A 3,317-nucleotide genomic window follows, 5' to 3' on the forward strand; every position below is an offset into this window, starting at 1 on the left:
TTGTCCGATACCTAGAAAGTAGACGACCTATATTTATCAATGCACTATTTTGTTATTCTGTCAATGCGTAACTCCTAATGTCTTTACTTGGGGATTTCCGTCTATCCTATGGAGGGAATTTGTCAAGGCTGCTATCAATATTGAGGACGAGGATTATGATTTTATTCACTGCACCTTGGCGACGTGCTTTTAGAGTTAGGCTAGCGGTAGCAGCATTTTCAGTCTCGTTAATTAGTTGTGCTGTAGCATTTACTGATACATTTTCAGCTTGGCGATCGCTCTTTCTTGACTTGCGGTACTAACGTATTCGTGGTAAATGATGAGGCGTTAAGAGATAAAGCGGTGGGCGATAGTTTGGTTTACGAACAAGGATTCGGTAGAAGCTCGAATTTTGAGTGGCTGCTTTTCAAGTATGATGGCAAAGGAAGGAACGGGCTAGTTGTATTCAGTCCAGTGCTCAACCAAGTGGCGGAGGCTGTATTCTACGCCCGCCATGCAGAGTTAGGCTACCGCAAAATACAGCCTGCAGAGGCAAGTATCGGCTGGTGAGCGATCGCAAATTCCGAAGGCGGTTAGTTTGATGCACCCTTGCGACTAATCTAGAAAGAGGTGTGTTGATACGATCGTCCCTCTTAATCGTGAGTTTTTAGAGATTTTAATTAATTGAGACGTATTTGGACTGCTTTTTTCAAACAACTGTTCTTGAGAGAGATGATGATATGGACTTAAATCAAAAGTCTGGCAATCACCGATGGCGAGGGCGACTAATAAAAGCTGGAGGAGGTATTCTACTAATCTTCGGCACAGGTTTAAGCGTTGTTACCTGGAAAGCCTTCTCGCCACCTTCTGTTGATCGACTACCACTTCCCAAAACTTTGGTTTCTCTAGAGTCACCATTCGGACAACAGCTATTGAGCCAAAGCAACAGCAAACAGGATTTTCAACCGCTTAACACCCACATTGAAACTCAAAGTGCGATTCGTTGAAGCGTGAATCACGGTGAAAGTCCGTACATAGCGTTTCCAGCCACAAGGCTGAACTCTCGGACTGATAAGGGTGCAAATCCCTTCTGCCAGACTCAGGCATGACTCCCTATCTGCCCACACCGACCAAGCTCGATTCTTGGAGAGTGAAGCTGGGAACAGGACGCAATCAGACATCTAATGTGAGGTGACACTGGCGTTAATGGGGGGTTCCAATGGTGAAACAGAGCCTAGAAAAGTAACTTATTCAAGAGCGGGACACAGACCAAAATCCCGACTCCACTGGAGATTATTCCCGCCGAATCATTTTGAGAATATCGGCAAGAGTCCAGGGAATCCAGTAGTTAAATTGGCTCCACCTAAAGGAACAATCAATCTAACCGAGGGAACGAAGAAAAACGAATTGAGGGTCAAGGGGAAGTCGAACCCTTTCGTAGGCTAGACGAGCAGCGGAACCCCCTTAGTTCGGGTAGGACAGACCGTATTGGTCGCTCGGTGTTCAGAGTACACAAACTAGAGCAGAGCATGATTAGACACAACAGTAACGAAGCGTGAATCTTGGAAAACGTTACCGTGGAAGAAATTCCGCCGTAATTTATTCCGCCTACAAAAGCGCGTGTATAAAGCGATTCAAGTTGGAGACAAGCCGAAAGCAAAGTCCCTTCAAAAGCTAATTCTGAAATCTCGGGCTGCAAGAATGCTGGCGATACGTCAAGTAACTCAACTTAATGCTGGCAAAAAGACTGCGGGAATCGACGGGAAAGCCTCACTCACATTTGAGGAAAGGTATTCTCTGGGTGAAGAACTCAGAACCAAAAGTAACAACTGGAAACATCAGAATTTACGTTCAATACCAATCCCAAAAAAGGATGGGAGTACCCGCCTCCTCAAGATACCGACTATTGCCGATAGAGCGTGGCAATGCCTCGCAAAATACGCGAAGCGAGCCAGCGCATGAAGCAACTTTTCACGCTCAAAGTTATGGATTCAGAACAGGAAGGTCGGCGCACGACGCGCAGAAAAAACTGTTCAACAATCTACGCTCTAACAGCAATGGAATAGAAAAACGGGTTATCGAACTCGATATCGAAAAATGCTTCGACAGGATAAGCCACACCAGTATAATGAAACGACTCATCGCCCCAAAAGGCATCAAGACCGGAATATTCCGCTGTCTAAAATCAGGAGTCAATCCAGAATTTCCAGAACAAGGAACCCCACAAGGGGGCGTGGTAAGTCCATTACTAGCCAATATCGCTCTCAATGGGATTGAGGAAATACATCAATCAGTCCGTTACGCGGATGACATGGTAATAATTCTGAAACTTAAAGATGATGCGGAGGCAATACTTGATAAAGTCAGCGAATTTCTGGCAGAACGAGGTATGAAAGTTAGTGAAAAGAAAACCAAGCTAACTGCTACGACAGATGGATTTGACTTCCTCGGTTGGCATTTCAAAGTGCAAAACAACGGGAAATTTAGATGCGTTCCATCAGCGGACAATTTTAAAGCGTTCCGTCATTCGGTAAAACATATCGTCAACAACTCGAATTATGGTGCTACGGACAAGGCTGAGAAATTAGCCCCTGTGGTTAGAGGCTGGAGAAATTACCACCGCTACTGCAAGATGGACGGGTCGCGCAACTCGCTATACCACATCGAAACAAGAGCTTTCAAGGTATTCAATAAGGAATCGAAACAATCTCGCTACACCAGCAAGAAACTGCTTGATAAAGCATTCCCATCGGTTCCTTACTCCGAAAACAAATTTATCAATGTCAAAGGAGAGAAATCTCCCTACGACGGAGATATAGCCTACTGGAGTGAGCGTAACAGCAAGCTTTATAACGGCGAAACCTCTAAAGCGTTAAAACGGCAAAACCATAAATGTGGAAAATGTGGCTTAAAAATGCTAGGCGATGAAAAGGTGCATCTACATCATGTAGACAGTAACCATAGTAATTGGAAAATAAACAACCTTCTAGCGGTTCACTCTCATCTGCCACGATTATCTCCACATGAGCTCTCATCGAAAGCCAAGAACATCGGGAGCTGGGTGCGGGGAAACTCGCACGCCCAGATCTAACTGAGAGGTGCGGAGGATAATACCTCCCATCGACTCAACCAACGTCCAGCCTATTGTGGCGTGGCTAGTAGTGTGATGGTTCTGAATGCACTCGGCAGCAGCAAAAGACAGGGATATCGCCCCCTCACCCAAGACACCTTTTTTGACGGTCACACCCAGAGCATCCGTTCTAGGAGTTACGCATTGACAGAATAACAAAATAGTGCATTGATAAATATAGGTCGTCTACTTTCTAGGTATCGGACAA

5 protein-coding genes and 1 pseudogene are annotated in these 3,317 nt (G+C 45.3%); 5 read left to right on the top strand and 1 reads right to left on the bottom strand.

Annotated elements, in window-relative coordinates; all coding sequences use genetic code 11:
* The first annotated feature begins 155 nt into the window (after window positions 1-155).
* Window positions 156-302 carry a hypothetical protein gene (locus tag QUB30_RS33115; RefSeq protein WP_333342495.1) on the top strand — a complete coding sequence of 49 codons (147 nt, stop codon included), beginning with the start codon at window positions 156-158 and terminating at the stop codon, window positions 300-302.
* Window positions 286-549: a hypothetical protein gene (locus tag QUB30_RS33120; protein WP_333342498.1), complete on the top strand. Its 264-nt coding sequence runs from the start codon at window positions 286-288 to the stop codon at window positions 547-549. The genes QUB30_RS33115 and QUB30_RS33120 overlap by 17 nt, the downstream gene beginning before the upstream one ends.
* A gap of 359 nt (window positions 550-908) precedes the next feature.
* Here the strand turns inward: QUB30_RS33120 and QUB30_RS33125 are convergent, their stop codons facing one another.
* Entirely contained in the window at window positions 909-1,160 is a 252-nt protein-coding gene (locus tag QUB30_RS33125; protein WP_333342501.1) for a hypothetical protein, read from the bottom strand.
* 439 nt (window positions 1,161-1,599) lie between these two features.
* Here QUB30_RS33125 and QUB30_RS33130 point away from each other — a divergent pair.
* The 3 genes and pseudogenes from QUB30_RS33130 to QUB30_RS34070 all read left to right on the top strand — a co-directional run.
* Window positions 1,600-1,731 (top strand): annotated as a pseudogene (locus tag QUB30_RS33130) (reverse transcriptase N-terminal domain-containing protein); the annotation flags it as partial.
* Between the two features lie 49 nt (window positions 1,732-1,780).
* A complete protein-coding gene (locus tag QUB30_RS33135) occupies window positions 1,781-3,070 on the top strand; it encodes a reverse transcriptase domain-containing protein (protein WP_333342503.1) in 1,290 nt (429 codons plus the stop codon).
* Window positions 3,071-3,265 carry a phytochelatin synthase family protein gene (locus QUB30_RS34070; protein WP_445300579.1) on the top strand — a complete coding sequence of 65 codons (195 nt, stop codon included), beginning with the start codon at window positions 3,071-3,073 and terminating at the stop codon, window positions 3,263-3,265. It abuts the gene before it with no gap.
* Window positions 3,266-3,317 lie beyond the last annotated feature (52 nt).

The organism is Microcoleus sp. BROC3 (assembly GCF_036702515.1).
Classification (GTDB): Bacteria; Cyanobacteriota; Cyanobacteriia; order Cyanobacteriales; family Microcoleaceae; genus Microcoleus.